The sequence below is a fragment of the Streptomyces flavofungini genome (assembly GCF_014650815.1).
Taxonomy (GTDB): Bacteria; Actinomycetota; Actinomycetes; order Streptomycetales; family Streptomycetaceae; genus Streptomyces; species Streptomyces flavofungini.
This window is the reverse complement of sequence record NZ_BMVR01000009.1, coordinates 225,898-242,419: the sequence shown is the minus strand read 5'-3', so window position 1 is coordinate 242,419 and position 16,522 is coordinate 225,898. Positions and strand designations below refer to the sequence as shown.

The window sequence follows — 16,522 nt, the reverse complement described above, 5'->3', positions numbered from 1 at the left end:
CCATGGCCGCCCCGGCCGTCCCCCGGCCCCCAGGAGAGCCGAGGCCCGTCGCCCCGCTGCCCGTTCCCGCCGTGCCGCCGCCACCGTCAGCAGCAGCCACGCCAGCGCTGCCGCCACCCACACCACCGCCCCCAGCCTGTGGAGAACCCCGGCGCCGACGATCAGCTCGCCCCTCATCGCCCCTCCGCCTTCCGCATGATCCGCAGCGCCCACCAGACGCCCACGCCCTCGAACAGCCCGCCCACGACCAGGCAACCGAGGCCCGCCCCCGTGTGCAGCAGCACCCGCAGTGGCTCGGCGCCCAGCGCGGCTCCCATCAGCAGGCCCAGGACGGGAAGTCCGGCGAGCATCAGGGCCGTCGACCGGGCCCCCGCCAACTGCGCTCGCAGGTCGGCCCGTTGGTCCCGCTCCGCCCGCAGCGCACCTTCCAGGCGCTCCAGCCCTGCGGCGAGGCCCGCGCCCCGGTCCACAGCGACCCGCCAGCAAGCCGCGAGCCCGAGGAGCCCCTCGGCGCCCGGCGCCCGGGCGGCCTCGCGCAGCGCGCCGGGCACGTCCCCGCCGAAACGCGCCGCCGCGAGCACCCCGGCTCGCGCCCCACCGAGGCCCCGGCCAACGACCCCGCCGGACTCCGAGCCCACCCCAGGACCCGCCTCCGAACCCACCTCCGCAGCCGTCCGCAGCGCCTGCCCAGGCTGCCGCCCCGCCCGCACCTCACCGGCGAGGGTCCCGCACAGGGCGATGACCGCGTCGGCCCTCCGCTCCCGCGCCCGAGCGGCCTCCCCGGCCCGGCGTGCCCGGCCCGCGAGGGGCATGCCGACCGCCCCCGCGACCAGAGGCAGCACGGACTCCCCGAGAAGCCCGATCACTGCCCCTCCCACCAGGAGCCAGGCCTCGTGCCCCACGCGCCCACGCACCCGCGTGGTCGCCCGCCGCCACCAGGACTCCCATGCCGGGCCGCCCGCCGGAAGAAGGGTCCGTGCCCGCCGCAGCCCCCGCACGGCCCGCACCCGCCCGCCGAGCAACCACACCGACCCGCCCGCGCACAGAACGGCACCGCACGCCACCACCGCGCTCATGCGCCCGCCCCCCGCTCCGCGAACAGCGCGCTCAGCCGCGGCCAGCCGCGCTCCCGGACGAACCCCCGCTCACCCCAGCGCAGGGCGGGCACTGTGGCCACCAGACCCGAAGGGGTGCGCTCCAGGACCTGCACCTCGGCGATCCGGCGTCGCCCCGCCCGGTCCCGTACGAGATGGAGGACCACCGACAGGGCGGCCGCCAACTGGCTGTGCAGGGCCGCCCGGTCGAGCCCCGCGGCCGTGCCCAGCGCCTCCAGGCGGGCCGGTACGTCGGCGGCGGCGTTGGCGTGCACCGTGCCGCAGCCGCCCTCATGGCCGGTGTTCAGCGCGGCGAGGAGGTGCACCACCTCGGCGCCGCGCACCTCGCCCACCACCAGCCGGTCGGGGCGCATCCGCAGTGCCTGGCGCACCAGGTCGTCCAGGCCGACGCGGCCGACGCCTTCCTGGTTCGCAGGCCGGGACTCCAGGCGCACCACGTGCGGATGGTCGGGGCGCAGCTCCGCCGAGTCCTCGGCCAGGACGATCCGCTCCCCTGGCCCGACGAGGCCTAGCAGGGTGCTCAGGAGGGTCGTCTTGCCGGTGCCCGTGCCGCCGCTGATGAGGTACGAGAGGCGGGCGTCGAGCAGTCGGCGCAGCACCCGCTCCCCGCCGGGCGGCACCGTGCCCGCCGCGACCAGTTCGGCGAGGGTGAAGGCGCGGGGCCGTACGACGCGCAGCGACAGATACGCGGAGCCGACGGCGACCGGGGGCAGCACCGCGTGCAGCCGGGTGCCGTCCGGCAGGCGGGCGTCCACCCAGGGCCGGGCGTCGTCCAGGCGCCGCCCGGCCACGGCGGCGAGCCGCTGGGCGAGGCGCCGCACCGCCGCCGGGTCGCGGAAGGAGACCTGGGTGAGCTCAAGGCCGCCGCCGCGGTCCACCCAGACGCGGTCCGGCGCGGACACCAGCACGTCGGTCACCGAGGGGTCGGCGAGCAGCGGCTCCAGCGGGCCCGCGCCCACCAGCTCCGAGCGCAACTGCTCAGCCGCGCCGAGGACTTCGGCATCGCCCAGGATCCGGCCCTGCGCCCGCAGGGCCTCGGCGACCCGGGCCGGCGTCGGCTCGGTGCCGTTCGCCGCGAGCCACTGCCGGACCCCGTCCAGCATCCGGGCGCCCACGACGGCGGTCATACGCCCCCTCCGGCGTGGGCGGGAAGCTGGTCCCAGAAGGCCGCGCAGAACCGGGCCAGGGGCCCGCGTGCCGCGCCGCCGGGCGGCTGTCCGCCGCCGCGAGCCGTCCCGAGGCCGTGTTCCCAGGGCAGTTCGCCGACGAGCGGCAGGCCAAGCAGCCGGGTCACCTCGTCCGTGTCCAGCCTGTCGCCGCCCGGCGGGCCGGGCGTGGTGACGAGCCGCAGGTCCCGCAGCACTATGCTCACGGCCGATGTGACCCGGCGCGCCCCGGCCACCGCGCGCAGTTCCGCAGGCACCACGAGCAGGCCGAGGTCCAGCTGTGCCAGCGTCTCCGCGACCGCTTCGTCCACGCGGCGCGGCAGGTCGACGACCACGACGCCGCCGCGCCTGCGGGCCGCGGCGAGGACGGCTCGTACCGCCTCTGGGGCGATGGACACCGTGTCGCCGCGGTCCCAGCTCAGGACGCGCAGGTCGTGCAGGGCGGGCAGTGACTCCTCCAGGGCGCCGCCGCCGACCCGGCCCCGCGACTGCGCGAAGGCGGGCCAGCGCAGTCCCTCGGCGGTCTCCCCGCCGAGCATCACGTCGAGCCCGCCGCCCAGCGGGTCGGCGTCGACCAGCATGGTGCGCCGTCCGGCGCGCGCCGCGGTGACGGCCAGGGCGCACGCCAGGGTGGAGGCCCCGGCGCCGCCGCGGCCGCCGATGAGGCCGACAGTCAGCGCGGGCCGTCCGACGCCCTCGGCCACATCGGCGATGCGGTCCACCAGCCAGCGCTCGCCGTCGGGGAGCACGAGCACGTCGTCCGCGCCGATCTCCACGGCCCGCCGCCACACGCCCGAGTCGTCCTGGTCGCGTCCCACGAGCACGACCCCGCGCCGGCGTGCGGCCCCGCGCACCCGGTCCGCCGCGTCGTCCCCGACGAGGACGAGCGGCGCGGACTCCCATCCGCCGCCGCGCTCGGGCACGCCGTGGTGCACCTCTGGTCGCGCCCCGGCCGCGGCGCACAGCCGCAGCAGGTCGTCCAGCAGATCCACGTCTTCCGTGACGATCAATGGTCCACCGGCGCGCCCCTCGGACGTCGGCGGTGTGTCGCACGCAATGACTCCAGCCACGATCTTCCGGCCCCCTCTCGCTGCAAGTCCTTCGAATGCGCGTGTGTGCGCATCCGGATCCGCGTACGCGAAGACCGGCCAATGAAATCCGGCCATGAACTTCACGAACGGAATCCAGCGTGCGGCGATCCCGGAAATCATGTGGATCTTGGTAAATAACTGTGGAGAAGACGCTGGCTGTGAATAACTCCTTCACCCAAACCGGTGAGGCCTCGGGCACCTTCCGCAGCGCAGCCCCACGGATACACACAGTGACGGATCTTGGGCAGACGGCAGCGCCGTCGATTCAGCCCATACGGAACCCCGACGATCAGAAAAGATCAGGAAAGGGGAGCGAAAACGCATCCGGACATGCGACGACCCCCGCCGGGGGGGAGAGCGGGGGTCGTCCCCTCGGTCCGACTCGGGGGGGGAGGAGCCAGACCGGGTTAGCACGGTCGCGAACGATCCGTGACTTCCATGGTGTACCCGAGAGCCTTCTCAGGCAAACCCACGCGCCTCAGCTTACGCCGAATGGTGGGCGCCTATGCTCAACCTCGTGGAAAACCACTCGTCGCCCCGCACAGCCGCGTTCTTTGACCTGGACAAGACGGTCATTGCGAAGTCGAGCACGCTCACCTTCAGCAAGTCGTTCTACCAAGGCGGGCTGATCAACCGCAGGGCAGTACTACGAACCGCATATGCCCAGTTCGTGTTCCTCGCCGGCGGGGCCGATCACGATCAGATGGAACGGATGCGCGCGTACCTGTCCTCGCTGTGCCGCGGCTGGAACGTGGAGCAGGTCAAGGAGATCGTCGCGGAGACCCTGCACGACCTGATCGACCCGATCATCTACGACGAGGCGGCCTCCCTCATCGAGGAGCACCACACCGCAGGTCGCGACGTCGTCATCGTGTCCACCTCGGGCGCCGAGGTGGTCGAGCCGATCGGTGAACTCCTGGGCGCGGACCGGGTGGTGGCCACGCGGATGGTGGTCGGCGACGACGGCTGCTTCACGGGCGAGGTGGAGTACTACGCGTACGGCCCCACCAAGGCGGAGGCGATCCAGGAGCTCGCCGAGTCCGAGGGGTACGACCTGGAGCGCTGTTTTGCCTACAGCGACTCGGCGACGGACGTGCCCATGCTCCAGTCCGTGGGCCATCCCTACGCGGTCAATCCGGACCGGGCGCTGCGCCGTGAGGCCCTCGCGCGTGGATGGCCGATTCTCGACTTCCACCGCCCGGTGCGGCTCAAGCAGCGGCTGCCCGCACCCCGCCGTCCGGCGCTCGTCGCGGCGGCCGCGGTCGGTGCGGCAGCGGCCACCGCGGGCCTCGTATGGTTCGCCAGCCGACGGCGCGCGGCAGCGAGCTGACCTCGCACTACGGAGCTCGCGCCACGGCCGTCCGGTGCACCTCTGGGGGCGGCCCCGGTGCACCTCTGGGGGCGGACGAAGCCCTGCGTCCGATTCACCCTTGTTTGAACCTAAAAGTAAAGAAGTGCAGCCAGGGCTTCCGCTTCCCCCAGGACAGGAGTACAAAGGAGTCAACGGCCCGCGAGACCAAGGACATCCGAGAGGATTACCTTTAACCGCATTGATTGGCCCCACGGACCGAAGCATGGTCACTGAGCACCCACGCGACGTCGACCCGTCGATTACGGGCCAGCCGCACCAGGTGACGGGCAAAGTTCCCGACCTGATGGGCAAACCATCGAGGACGCTTGGTAACCCGGTGAACATGCCAGCGGCGGTACGAGTTCTCGTACCGCCGCATCCCTGTTCAGGGCCGGTCGCCGTGCACACGCAGGACCCGCCGCAACCCGCCACCGAACCCCCGGGGCTCCCGGTTACGCGGCCCCGCGCTGCAGCGCCTCGCACACCGCCGTCGACTCCCTGACGCCCAGCTCAACCGCCTTGCCGCAGTGGGCGATCCAGGCGGCCACACCCTCCGGAGTGCCGGACACGTACGCCTCCAGGGCCCCTACGTAGGCAGCGCGCCCCAGCTCCGCGTGGCCCGCCTCGGCCGGGCAGATGGACTTCGGGTCGAGGCCGCTGCCCACCAGGACGATCCGCTCGGCCGCGCGCGCCACCAGGCCGTTGCACGAGCCGAAGGGCCGCAGGGCCGCGAGTTCGCCGTGCACCACGGCCGCCGTCACCAGGGCCGGCGCCGAGCCGCCCGCGATGATCAGCTGCGAGAGCCCTTCGAGCCGCCCCGCCACCTCGTCCGCGTCCGGCAACTCCAGCTCGATCAACGGCTCCTCGACCGGTTCGCCCGCGAGTCGCGGGCGGCCCGCGGCCTCGTCAGCGTCGGCCGCGGCGACCAGGTGCAGCCGCGCGAGGACCCGCAGCGGCGACTGCCGCCAGATGGACAGGAGCTGCCCGGCCTCGGCGGTCAGCCGCAGCGCGGCACCCATCACGCGCGCGTCGCCCTCGCCGCTGAAGTCGGTACGCCTGCGGACCTCCTCCAGGGCCCATTCGGCGCCGGACAGCGCCGCGGACCCGCGCGCGCCCCGCAGCGCCGCCTCGGCGGTGACCTCGTTGCTGCGGCGGCGCATGATCCGGTGGCCGTACACCCGGTCCACGGCCTTGCGCACGGAGTCCACGGAGTCGGCGACGCCGGGCAGCGCACCCAGGGCCGCCAGCGGATCGGCTTTCGTACTCATGAGTACGACCCTACGCACCCCGGGCCCGCCCGCCACGAAGGAGTGGTCTTCTTCACGCGAACCGGCCCCTCCTGACGCGAACAGGGCCCCGCGGCAGAGCGCGCGGCTACGCTACATGAACATGAAGATCGCTTTCGTGGGGAAGGGCGGCAGCGGCAAGACCACGCTGTCCTCGCTCTTCATCCGACACCTCGCCGCCACCGGCGCACCGGTCATCGCGGTGGACGCCGACATCAACCAGCACCTGGGCGCCGCCCTCGGCCTCGACGAGGAGCAGAGCGCCGAACTGCCCGCGCTCGGCGGACGGCTGCCGCTGATCAAGGACTATCTGCGCGGCACCAATCCGCGCATCGCCAGCGCCGAGACAATGATCAAGACGACCCCGCCCGGCGACGGCTCACGACTGCTGCGGGTCTGCGAGGACAACCCGGTGTACGAGGCGTGCGCACGGGCCGTGGAACTCGACGGCGGCGCCGTGCGTTTGATGGTCACCGGGCAGTTCACCGAAGCCGACCTCGGTGTCGCCTGCTACCACTCCAAGACGGGAGCGGTCGAACTGCTCCTCAACCACCTGGTCGACGGCCGCGACGAGTACGCGGTGGTCGACATGACCGCGGGCTCCGACTCCTTCGCCTCCGGGATGTTCACCCGCTTCGACATGACGTTCCTCGTCGCCGAGCCGACCCGGAAGGGGGTCTCCGTCTATCGCCAGTACAAGGAGTACGCACACGACTTCGGCGTCGACCTCAAGGTCGTCGGCAACAAGGTCCAGGGCCGGGACGACATCGACTTCCTGCGCGAGCAGGTGGGCGACGACCTCCTGGTGACCGTCGGGCACTCCGACTGGGTGCGCTCCATGGAGAAGGGCCGTCCGCCCCGGTTCGAACTCCTGGAGGAGAGCAACCACTTGGCCCTGAAGACGCTCCAGGAAGCGGCCGACGCCGCCTACGACCGCCGCGACTGGGAGCGCTACACCCGCCAGATGGTCCACTTCCACCTGAAGAACGCCCAGAGCTGGGGCAACGAGCGGACCGGAGCCGACCTAGCCGCCCAGGTCGACCCCGACTTCGTCCTGCGGGAGCACGCGACGGCGAACGCCTAGCCCTCCCCGGGGCCGACCACCGCCCGGACGACCACCGCCGGGCTGGCCCCCGCCGGGCCGAGCGCCGACCCGGCGGACACCCCCGGGCCGACTACCGCTTGGCCGGCTCCGCGCCCGGTACGCCCTTGGGCGCCGGAGCGGGCCTCGCGGAGAGGAAGGCGGGCCAGCCCTCCTTCGGGGTCTTGCCGACGCCGAGCCGGGCCAGCTTGGCGAGCACCTGCGGGTCCTGCGCGTCCAGCCAGTCGGCGAGCTGCCGGAAGGACACACAGCGCACCTCGCGCTTGGTGCAGACGCGCTCGATCGTCTCCTCGATGGCGCGCATGTACGTGCCGCCGTTCCACGACTCGAAGTGATTGCCGATGATCAAGGGCGCGCGGTTGCCCTGGTAGGCGCGGTCGAAGCCCTTGATCAGGCCGTCGCGCATCTGGTCGCCCCAGTACTCGTGCTTGTCCGGGTCACCGTGCGAGGTCGAACCCGACTGGTTCACCATGAAGTTGTAGTCCATGGTGAGCGTCTCGAAGCCGCGCCCGGGGACCGGGACGAGCTGCATCGACAGGTCCCACAGGCCCTCCTTCTTCTTGGGCCAGAGCTGGTTGTTCACGCCGCTGGTGTCGTAGCGGAAGCCGAGTTCGCGGGCCGCGCGCATGAAGTTGGGGCGGCCTTCGAGGCAGGGGGTGCGGGCGCCGATGAGCTCCCGGTCGTAGTCGAAGGGCAGCGGCTGCGCCTTCCCCATGCCGGTGTTCGTCTTCCAGGCCTTCACGAAGGACTTGGCCTGGCTGATCTCGCTCTTCCAGTCGGCGACCGACCACTCGCCGACGCCTCGGCCGGTGCCGCAGAAGTGGCCGTTGAAGTGAGTGCCGATCTCATTGCCCTCGAGCCAGGCGCCGCGGAGCTGGTCCACGGTGTCCTTGATTCCCTCGCGGTTGTTGAAGCCGATGTCCGAGCTGCCGGCGAGATGCTGCGGCGGCTTGTACAGCCTGCGCTTCGCCTCGGGGAGCATGTACACACCGCTGAGGAAGTACGTCATCGTGGCGTTGTTCCGCTTGGCGACCTTGCGGAAGTGGGAGAACAGCTTCTGGCCGTCCTCGCCCGCGCCGTCCCAGGAGAACACCACGAACTGCGGGGGCCGCTGGCCCGGTTTCAGGCGTTCCGGTCTGGGGAGCAGCGGCTGCTGACCGGTGAACGCGGTCGAGCCGTCGCCGATCAGGCGCACCGCGGCCTTGGGCGCCGGGGCACCGGCGGGCTTCTTCGCGCCGTGCGCCGACCCGGGCGATCCCCCCTTCGCGCCGGACGAGTCGTCGGCACACCCGGCCAGGGCCGCCGTGCAGACCAGGAGAGCGGCGAGGCCCGCGGCCGTCCGCCGCACCCCCGCGGCAGTGCTTGGGTTGGCGGCCATCTTCCGCCCACCTTCTTCCGTGCAAGTCGGGACAGAACGGCAGCAACTTCGCACGGCGTCACGAGTGGCGGATTCCGACAAGCCGATCAGTATTTTTATTCACTCATTAGAGTGATCAGATACCCCATTTGCCCTGATGATCCAGCTAAGACCTTTACACTGCATTACGATTCGTTTACCGAGAGTTGAGTAATCCCGCCGCTGCAACGCCGTGACCCACGGCCGCGACCCGCCCTCCGGTGCCCACCGGAGGACCCCCTGTTCCGCGACCGCGCCGCCCCGGAGGAGACGGGAAACATGTCTGCCTGCGTCCCCACAAGCGCCCCCGACTCGGCGCACGGCCCACGCCCCCAGCAGCCGCACGCGCCACCGCCGCGCAAGAGGTTCCGCGTCTCGGGAGCCGACGTGTCCGCGTCCGTCGCCGTCTTCCTGATCGCCCTGCCGCTGTCCCTGGGCATCGCCCTCGCGACCGGCGCCCCGCTCCAGGCGGGCCTGGTCGCCGCCGCCGTCGGCGGCCTCGTCGCCGGACGCCTCGGCGGCGCCCCCCTCCAGGTCAGCGGCCCCGCCGCCGGCCTCACCGTCGTCACCGCCGACCTGATCCAGCGCTACGGCTGGCGGACGACCTGCGCCATCACTGCCCTCGCCGGACTCGCCCAGATCGGCCTCGGCTGCCTGCGCGTGGCACGCACCGCGCTCGCCGTGAGCCCCGCCGTCGTGCACGGCATGCTCGCCGGAATCGGCGTCACCATCGCCGCCGCCCAACTGCACATCGTGCTCGGCGGCACCCCCCAGAGCTCCGTGACCGCCAACCTCGGCGCGCTGCCCGCCCAGTTGGCCGAGGTGCACCCGGCCGCGCTGACGGTGAGCGCGCTGACCCTCGGCGTGCTGGTGCTGTGGCCCCGCATCCCCGGACGCGTCGGACGCGTCGCACGGACCGTCCCCGCGCCACTCATCGCCGTCACCGCCGCCACCGCGCTCGCCGGCCTCGCCACCCTGACCGTGGCCAGGGTCGACCTGCCCTCCTGGCGCACCCACGCCCTCGCCGGGCTGCCCGAAGGCCCCGCGCTCGGCCTGGTCGCCGCCGTGCTCACGGTCACGCTGGTGTGCAGCGTGCAGTCACTGCTCGGCGCGGTCGCCATCGACAAGCTCACCGCCCGGCGCACCGGCACCCAGGAGCGCGTGGGCCGCTCCGACCTCGACCGCGAGCTGCGCGGCCAGGGCATGGCGAACGTCGTGTCCGGGGCGCTCGGCGGGCTGCCCGTCGCGGGCGTCGCCGTGCGCAGCGTGGCGAATGTGCGCGCCGGTGCCGTCAGCAGGAACTCCACGATGCTGCACGGCGTTTGGGTAGTAGCGGCCGCCCTGCTGCTCGTGCCGGTCCTGGAGATGATCCCGCTCGCCTCCCTGGCCGCGCTCGTCATGGTCGTCGGCGCCCAGATGGTCAGCATCAACCACATCCGCACCGTCACCCGCCACCGGGAAGTGCTCGTGTACGCGGCCACCACCCTGGCCGTGGTGTTCCTGGGCGTCCTGGAGGGCGTGGCCCTCGGCGTCGCCGTGGCCGTCGCCGTCGCCCTGCACCGCCTCGCCCGAACGCGGATCACCTGTGAGGAGGACTCGGAAGGCGTCCACCATGTGCACGTGCGGGGACAGTTGACGTTCCTCGCGGTGCCCCGGCTCAGCCGCTGCCTGCACCACATCCCGCAGCGGGCGCACGCGGTCGTGGAGCTCGACGGCTCCTTCATGGACCACGCGGCGTACGAGACCCTGCACAGCTGGCTCGACGCGCACGCCGCGCAGGGCGGCAGCGCCGAGGTCACCGGCCGCGGCGGCCAGCGCATCACGGAGCCCGCGGCCACCGCCCACTGCGGCTGCCGCCCCTGGACGCCCTGGCGCAACCACCAGTGCGACACCCCGCAGGAACCCCCGCGCACCGACCGCCCCGAACAGCACCAACTGGCCAAGGGAATCAGCGCGTTCCAGCAGAACACGGCGCCGCGTGTGCGGGGCGAGCTGGCCCGCCTCGCCCGGGAGGGACAGCGGCCCGCGCAGCTCTTCCTGACGTGCGCCGACTCCCGCGTCGTCACGTCGATGATCACGTCCAGCGGCCCCGGAGACCTCTTCGTCGTCCGCAACGTGGGCAATCTGGTGCCGCTGCCCGGCGCCGAGAGCGGCGACGACTCGGTGGCCGCCGCGATCGAGTACGCGGTGGACGTGCTGAAGGTCAAGTCCATCACCGTGTGCGGGCATTCGGGCTGCGGGGCCATGCAGGCGCTGCTCAACACGCCGCCGACCGGCGCGCAGACGCCGCTCAAGCGCTGGCTGCGGCACGGTCTGCCGAGCCTGGAGCGGATGGCCGAGCAGACCGAGGAGGCGGCCGAGCAGAGCCTCGGGACAGCCGTCGACGAGACCCTCGGGGCGGCGGTCGACCAGACCCTCGGGGCGCAAGCAGAGCAGAGCTTCGGGGCGCAGGCCGGGCAGAGCCTCGGGGCGGCCGCAGGGCCCCCCACGACCGAGCCGAGCCTGCGCGGCATGCCCCGCCTGGCCGGCCGCGCCCCCGCCGACGCCGTCGAGCAGCTCTGCCTCACCAACGTGGTGCAGCAGTTGGAGCATCTGCGGGCCCACGAGGCGGTGGCGAGGCGGCTCGCCGAAGGGACCCTGGAATTGCACGGGATGTACTTCCACGTGGGCGAGGCGCAGGCATATCTGCTGGCCGAAGGCACGGAGGGGGCGGAGGACGGGAGGAAAGCGGGTGAGACGGCGCGCGCGGGGCAGGCACCCGACGAGGTGTTCAGCCAGGTGCCGCCCGCTCACCCGGTAGAGGTCTAAACCAATTTCCGGCAAGCCCTTGTCACCAGGGCCGGGTGTCTGATGAGCTGTGGTCTGGGACACAACGGACACCCTGGGAAAGGGAGATGTCGTGAGTAACGAAAGCCTGGCCAACCTGCTCAAGGAGGACCGCAGGTTCGCGCCACCGGCCGAGCTGGCGGCGCACGCCAATGTCACGGCGGAGGCGTATGAACAGGCCAAGGCTGACAGGCTCGGCTTCTGGGCCGAGCAGGCCCGTCGGCTGACCTGGGCCACCGAACCGACCGAGACGCTGGACTGGTCGAACCCGCCGTTCGCCAAGTGGTTCAAGGACGGCAAGCTCAACGTCGCGTACAACTGCGTCGACCGCCACGTCGAGGCGGGCAACGGCGAGCGCGTGGCCATCCACTTCGAGGGTGAGCCCGGCGACAGCCGGGCCATCACCTACGCCGAGTTGAAGGACGAGGTCAGCAAGGCGGCCAACGCCCTGACGGAGCTGGGGATCACCGCGGGCGACCGGGTCGCGGTCTATCTGCCGATGATCCCCGAGGCGGTCGTGGCGATGCTGGCGTGCGCCCGCATCGGCGCCGCGCACTCGGTGGTCTTCGGCGGCTTCTCCGCCGACGCGATCGCCGCGCGCATCAAGGACGCCGACGCCAAGCTCGTCATCACCGCCGACGGCGGCTACCGCCGGGGCAAGCCGTCCGCGCTCAAGCCCGCCGTCGACGAGGCCCTCACCCGCGAGGGCACGCAGGGCATCGGCAAGGTCCTCGTCGTCCGCCGCACCGAGCAGGACGTGGCGTGGACCGAGGGCCGCGACCTGTGGTGGCACGACGTCGTCGGCAAGCAGTCGCCGGAGCACACCCCCGAGGCGTTCGAGGCCGAGCAGCCGCTGTTCATCCTCTACACGTCCGGGACGACGGGGAAGCCGAAGGGCATCCTGCACACCGCGGGCGGCTATCTGACGCAGACGTCGTACACCCACCACGCCGTCTTCGACCTCAAGCCGGAGACCGACGTCTACTGGTGCACGGCCGACATCGGCTGGGTCACCGGCCACTCCTACATCACGTACGGCCCGCTCTCGAACGGCGCGACCCAGGTCATCTACGAGGGCACGCCGGACACCCCGCACCAGGGCCGGTTCTGGGAGATCGTGCAGAAGTACGGGGTCACGATCCTGTACACGGCGCCGACGGCGATTCGTACGTTCATGAAGTGGGGCGACGACATCCCCGCCAAGTTCGACCTCAGCAGCCTGCGGGTGCTCGGGTCGGTGGGTGAGCCGATCAACCCCGAGGCGTGGATCTGGTACCGCAAGCACATCGGCGCCGACACGTGCCCGATCGTGGACACCTGGTGGCAGACCGAGACCGGCGGCATGATGATCTCGCCGCTGCCCGGCGTGACCGAGACCAAGCCGGGCTCCGCGCAGCGGGCGCTGCCCGGGATCGCGGCGACCGTCGTGGACGACGAGGCCAACGAGGTGCCGAACGGCGGCGGTGGCTATCTGGTGCTCACCGAGCCGTGGCCGTCGATGCTGCGCACCATCTGGGGTGACGACCAGCGGTTCATCGACACGTACTGGTCGCGCTTCGAGGGCAAGTACTTCGCCGGGGACGGCGCGAAGAAGGACGACGACGGGGACATCTGGCTGCTCGGCCGGGTGGACGACGTGATGCTCGTCTCCGGGCACAACATCTCCACCACCGAGGTCGAGTCGGCGCTCGTGTCGCACCCGTCGGTCGCGGAGGCCGCGGTCGTCGGCGCCGCCGACGAGACCACGGGCCAGGCCATCGTGGCGTTCGTGATCCTGCGGGGCACGGCGAACGCGGAGGACGCGGAGCTGGTCGGCCAGCTGCGCAACCACGTGGGGACGACGCTCGGCCCCATCGCCAAGCCCAAGCGGATCCTGCCGGTGGCCGAGCTGCCGAAGACGCGCTCCGGGAAGATCATGCGGCGCCTCCTCCGGGACGTCGCGGAGAACCGTCAGCTCGGTGACGTGACCACGCTCACGGACTCGTCCGTGATGGACCTGATCCAGTCCAGGCTCCCGGCCGCGCCCAGCGAGGACTAGCCCGCCGCAGCACCCAGGGGCACCCGGCGCCACCCGCGCCGGGTGCCCTTTTTATGTCTAAGGTGAAAATTGCCGGATACATCCGAGCGCACGGTTAGGTAAGCTAAGGATCAACGTCAACAACGCGACAAGAAACGCCAAGGTGCGCCGGGAAGTCTGGTCGGCATGTGCTCAGTCCTGCCTACCGACCGGAGGTCGACTCTCGTGGCCGCGCCCGCCAGCAGCAACCGCAAAGTCCTCGGACGCCTCTCCCTGCCCGAGCGAAACTTCGTCGCGAACGCGCTGCGCACCGAGACGGTCGGCGGCGTCCTGCTCCTCGTCGCCGCCATCACCGCGCTGATCTGGGCGAACACCCCGATCAAGGAGAGCTACGAGAGCGTCAGGGACTTCCACCTCGGACCCGGCTCGCTCGGCCTCGACCTGTCCCTACAGCACTGGGCGGCCGACGGACTGCTCGCGATCTTCTTCTTCGTCGCCGGGATCGAGCTCAAGCGCGAACTGGTCGCCGGTGATCTGCGGGAGCCCAAGGCCGCCGCGCTGCCCGTGATCGCCGCGATCTGCGGCATGGCCGTCCCGGCGCTCGTCTACACGCTGGTGAACGTCCTCGGCGACGGCGCGACGGACGGCTGGGCCGTGCCGACCGCGACCGACATCGCCTTCGCGCTCGCCGTCCTCGCGGTCATCGGCACCTCGCTGCCGTCGGCGCTGCGCGCCTTCCTGCTCACCCTCGCCGTCGTGGACGACCTCTTCGCGATCATGATCATCGCGATCTTCTTCACCAACGACCTGAACTTCGCGGCGCTCGGCGGCGCGGTCCTCGGCCTCGCGGTCTTCTGGCTGCTGCTCCGCAAGGGCGTGCGCGGCTGGTACGTCTACGTTCCGCTGGCCCTGGTCGTCTGGGGCCTGATGTACAACAGCGGCGTCCACGCCACCATCGCCGGTGTCGCCATGGGCCTGATGCTGCGCTGCCACAAGCAGGGCGGCGAGGAGCACTCCCCCGGCGAGCACATCGAGCATCTCGTACGCCCCCTCTCCGCCGGGCTCGCCGTGCCGCTGTTCGCGCTGTTCAGCGCCGGTGTCGCCGTCTCGGGCGGGGCGCTCGGCGACGTCTTCACCAAGCCGGAGACCCTCGGCGTGGTGCTCGGCCTCGTCCTCGGCAAGGCCGTCGGCATCTTCGGCGGCACCTGGCTCGCCGCCCGCTTCACCAAGGCCGAGCTGAACGAGGACCTGGCCTGGCCGGACGTGTTCGCGGTGGCCTCGCTCGCCGGGATCGGCTTCACCGTCTCCCTGCTCATCGGGGAACTCGCGTTCAGCGAGGACCCGTTGCTCACCGACGAGATCAAGGCCGCCGTGCTGGTCGGCTCGCTGATAGCGGCCGTCCTCTCCGGAGTCCTGCTGAAGGTGCGCGACCGCAAGTACCGCAAGCTGTGGGAGGACGAGGAGCGCGACGAGGACCTCGACGGCATCCCCGACATCTATGAACAGGACAATCCGGACTACCACCTGCGCATGGCGGAGATCTTCGAGAAGAAGGCCGCGGAGCACCGCAGACTTGCTCGACTGTCGGCCGGATCGAGCGACGGCCGCGACGGTCCGGCATGATCTGATCTGACCAGAACTTCCCGCACGGGCAGCCGCCCGGTCCGTCCGCGCGGGCAGGTCCGCAGGCAGAGAAGAAGTCAGAGAAATGAGGAGCAAGCGATGAGCGCACCCGACGGTCCCGTCGGCACCGAACGCAGCCTCGGCCAGCTCGTCTCCGCGGCCAGCAAAGAGATGTCGGAGCTGGTGCACGATGAGATCGCGCTGGTCAAGGCCCAGCTGACGCAGGACGTCAAGCGCGGTGCGATCGGCAGCGCCGCGTTCATCGCGGCCACCGCCGTCCTCATCTTCTCGCTGCCGATGCTGAGCTTCGCCCTGGCCTACGGCATCCGCACCTGGAGCGGCTGGAACATGGCCATCTGCTTCGTGCTCTCGTTCGCCGCGAACGTCCTGGTGGCCGGCCTCCTCGCGTGGATCGGCGTGATCTTCGCGAAGAAGGCCGCGAAGGGCAAGGGCCCCCAGAAGGCCGCGGCCGCCGCCAAGGAGACCGCCGCCGTCCTCAGCAACGTCAAGCCGCATCCGCGCCCCGTGGCCCCTGCGGGGGCCCTTGAGCTGGAGGCGGGTGAGCGGGCCGACGCTGTGGCACGCTCGACTACATGACGGACCAAGTCCCACCCCCGGACAGGACCACCGCGCCGACCCCCGCGACCGTACGGATCGAGGGACCCTGGACGCACCGGGACGTCGCCGCCAACGGCGCCCGCTTCCACATCGCGGAGGCCGGTGAGGGCCCGCTGGTGCTGCTCCTGCACGGCTTCCCGCAGTTCTGGTGGGCGTGGCGGCACCAGCTCGTCGCGCTCGCCGACGCGGGCTTCCGCGCGGTCGCGATGGACCTGCGCGGGGTCGGCGGCAGCGACCGCACCCCGCGCGGCTACGACCCCGCCAACCTCGCCCTGGACATCACGGGCGTCGTCCGGTCCCTCGGCGAGCCCGACGCCGCGCTCGTCGGCCACGACCTGGGCGGCTACCTGGCCTGGACGGCCGCCGTGATGCGGCCCAAGCTGGTGCGCCGCCTCGCCGTCTCCTCGATGCCGCACCCGCGGCGCTGGCGCGCGGCGATGCTGCGGGACCGCAAGCAGACGGCGGCCGGGTCGTACGTGTGGGGCTTCCAGCGGCCGTGGCTGCCGGAGCGTCAGCTGGTCGCCGACGACGGGGCGCTGGTGGGGCGCCTGGTGCGGGACTGGTCCGGGCCGAGCCTGCCGGACGACGAGGCCGTGGAGACGTACCGCCGTGCCATGTGCATTCCCTCGACGGCGCACTGCGCGATCGAGCCGTACCGCTGGATGGTGCGCTCCCTCGCCCGGCCCGACGGGATCCAGTTCAACCGGCGCATGAAGCGGCCGGTGCGGGTGCCGACGCTGCATCTGCACGGCTCCCTGGACCCGGTCCTGCGCACGCGCAGCGCTGCCGGATCCGGCGAGTACGTCGAAGCGCCCTACCGGTGGCGGCTGTTCGACGGGCTCGGGCACTTCCCGCACGAGGAGGACCCGGTGGCGTTCTCCAACGAACTGGTGGCCTGGCTCAAGGACCCCGAGCCGGACCGGTAGGGATC

The 16,522-nt window shown here is 71.9% G+C and carries 12 protein-coding genes; 7 read left to right on the top strand and 5 right to left on the bottom strand.

What is annotated here, in order from left to right:
- Positions 1-173 precede the first annotated feature (173 nt).
- Genes IE274_RS24525 through ssd form a run of 3 tightly spaced genes read right to left on the bottom strand, consistent with a single transcriptional unit; the run spans position 174 to position 3,351 of the window.
- A complete protein-coding gene (locus IE274_RS24525; RefSeq protein WP_190118024.1) occupies positions 174-1,076 on the bottom strand; it encodes a type II secretion system F family protein in 903 nt (300 codons plus the stop codon).
- Positions 1,073-2,242 carry a TadA family conjugal transfer-associated ATPase gene (locus IE274_RS24520; RefSeq protein ID WP_190118023.1) on the bottom strand — a complete coding sequence of 390 codons (1,170 nt, stop codon included), beginning with the start codon at positions 2,240-2,242 and terminating at the stop codon, positions 1,073-1,075. The genes IE274_RS24525 and IE274_RS24520 overlap by 4 nt, the downstream gene beginning before the upstream one ends.
- On the bottom strand, positions 2,239-3,351 hold the full coding sequence (ssd, locus tag IE274_RS24515; protein WP_190118022.1) for a septum site-determining protein Ssd: 1,113 nt from the start codon (positions 3,349-3,351) through the stop codon (positions 2,239-2,241). Before ssd ends, IE274_RS24520 begins: the two co-directional genes overlap by 4 nt.
- A 526-nt stretch (positions 3,352-3,877) precedes the next feature.
- Between ssd and IE274_RS24510 the strand changes: the two genes are divergently transcribed.
- Complete coding sequence (locus tag IE274_RS24510; protein WP_190118021.1) at positions 3,878-4,702, top strand: HAD family hydrolase; 825 nt, start codon at positions 3,878-3,880, stop codon at positions 4,700-4,702.
- Positions 4,703-5,175: 473 nt separating this feature from the next.
- On the opposite strand, the gene IE274_RS24505 is transcribed toward IE274_RS24510, so the two are convergent.
- Positions 5,176-5,991, bottom strand: a complete 816-nt coding sequence (locus tag IE274_RS24505; protein WP_190118020.1) for a Fic family protein — start codon at positions 5,989-5,991, stop codon at positions 5,176-5,178.
- Between the two features lie 115 nt (positions 5,992-6,106).
- Here IE274_RS24505 and IE274_RS24500 point away from each other — a divergent pair, with 115 nt between their 5' ends.
- On the top strand, positions 6,107-7,093 hold the full coding sequence (locus tag IE274_RS24500; protein ID WP_190118019.1) for an ATP-binding protein: 987 nt from the start codon (positions 6,107-6,109) through the stop codon (positions 7,091-7,093).
- A gap of 91 nt (positions 7,094-7,184) precedes the next feature.
- Here IE274_RS24500 and IE274_RS24495 read toward each other — a convergent pair whose 3' ends face one another.
- Positions 7,185-8,489: a polysaccharide deacetylase family protein gene (locus tag IE274_RS24495; RefSeq protein WP_229909774.1), complete on the bottom strand. Its 1,305-nt coding sequence runs from the start codon at positions 8,487-8,489 to the stop codon at positions 7,185-7,187.
- A gap of 297 nt (positions 8,490-8,786) precedes the next feature.
- Here IE274_RS24495 and IE274_RS24490 point away from each other — a divergent pair, with 297 nt between their 5' ends.
- The 5 genes from IE274_RS24490 (at position 8,787) to IE274_RS24470 (ending at position 16,517) form a co-directional block, all read left to right on the top strand.
- The gene (locus tag IE274_RS24490; protein WP_190118018.1) at positions 8,787-11,315 is read left to right on the top strand and encodes a bifunctional SulP family inorganic anion transporter/carbonic anhydrase; all 2,529 of its coding nucleotides are present in this window, start codon (positions 8,787-8,789) and stop codon (positions 11,313-11,315) included.
- A gap of 49 nt (positions 11,316-11,364) precedes the next feature.
- On the top strand, positions 11,365-13,371 hold the full coding sequence (acs, locus tag IE274_RS24485; RefSeq protein ID WP_190118017.1) for an acetate--CoA ligase: 2,007 nt from the start codon (positions 11,365-11,367) through the stop codon (positions 13,369-13,371).
- Between the two features lie 204 nt (positions 13,372-13,575).
- Positions 13,576-14,973 carry a Na+/H+ antiporter NhaA gene (nhaA, locus tag IE274_RS24480; RefSeq protein WP_229909773.1) on the top strand — a complete coding sequence of 466 codons (1,398 nt, stop codon included), beginning with the start codon at positions 13,576-13,578 and terminating at the stop codon, positions 14,971-14,973.
- A 99-nt stretch (positions 14,974-15,072) separates the two neighbouring features.
- A complete protein-coding gene (locus IE274_RS24475; RefSeq protein ID WP_190118015.1) occupies positions 15,073-15,570 on the top strand; it encodes a phage holin family protein in 498 nt (165 codons plus the stop codon).
- Positions 15,567-16,517 (top strand): alpha/beta fold hydrolase, encoded by a 951-nt coding sequence (locus IE274_RS24470; RefSeq protein ID WP_190118014.1) that lies wholly within the window; start codon positions 15,567-15,569, stop codon positions 16,515-16,517. The genes IE274_RS24475 and IE274_RS24470 overlap by 4 nt, the downstream gene beginning before the upstream one ends.
- Positions 16,518-16,522 lie beyond the last annotated feature (5 nt).